This is a genomic window from Pantoea sp. PNT03, from assembly GCF_014852515.1.
GTDB classification, from domain to species: Bacteria; Pseudomonadota; Gammaproteobacteria; order Enterobacterales; family Enterobacteriaceae; genus Pantoea; species Pantoea leporis.
Genome location: NZ_JACVBT010000015.1, coordinates 1 through 975 on the forward strand (window position 1 = coordinate 1; position 975 = coordinate 975).

A 975-nucleotide genomic window follows, 5' to 3' on the forward strand; every position below is an offset into this window, starting at 1 on the left:
GAAACCCCGTCTCGCCACTATGCGCACGTTGACTGCCCAGGCCACGCCGACTATGTGAAAAACATGATCACCGGTGCTGCGCAGATGGACGGCGCGATCCTGGTTGTTGCTGCGACTGATGGCCCAATGCCACAGACCCGTGAGCACATCCTGCTGGGTCGTCAGGTTGGCGTTCCTTACATCATCGTGTTCCTGAACAAGTGCGACATGGTTGATGATGAAGAGCTGCTGGAACTGGTAGAGATGGAAGTACGTGACCTGCTGTCAGCTTATGACTTCCCAGGCGACGACACTCCAATCGTACGTGGTTCTGCTCTGAAAGCGCTGGAAGGCGACGCTGAGTGGGAAGCTAAGATCATTGAGCTGGCTGAGCACCTGGATACTTACATCCCAGAGCCAGTTCGTGCAATCGACAAGCCGTTCCTGCTGCCAATCGAAGACGTATTCTCAATCTCTGGCCGTGGTACCGTTGTTACCGGTCGTGTTGAGCGCGGTATCGTTAAAGTGGGCGACGAAGTTGAAGTTGTTGGCCTTAAAGACACTGTGAAATCAACCTGTACTGGCGTTGAAATGTTCCGCAAACTGCTGGACCAGGGTCAGGCAGGCGAGAACTGTGGTGTTCTGCTGCGTGGTATCAAGCGTGAAGACATCGAGCGTGGCCAGGTTCTGGCTAAGCCGGGTTCAATCAAGCCACATACCCAGTTCACTTCAGAAGTTTACGTTCTGTCTAAAGATGAAGGCGGCCGTCATACTCCGTTCTTCAAAGGCTACCGTCCTCAGTTCTACTTCCGTACTACTGACGTGACCGGTGACGTTCAACTGCCAGAAGGCGTTGAGATGGTAATGCCAGGCGACAACGTAAAAATGACCGTTACTTTGATCAAGCCAATCGCTATGGATCAGGGTCTGCGTTTTGCAATCCGTGAAGGCGGCCGTACTGTTGGTGCGGGTGTTGTTGCTGAAATTATCGCTTAA

Annotated in this window: 1 protein-coding gene; it reads left to right on the forward strand. The window is 52.9% G+C overall.

Annotated elements, in window-relative coordinates; all coding sequences use genetic code 11:
- A partial coding sequence (gene tuf / locus IB226_RS23025) for an elongation factor Tu (protein WP_192237068.1) occupies positions 1-975 on the forward strand: 975 nt, incomplete at its 5' end.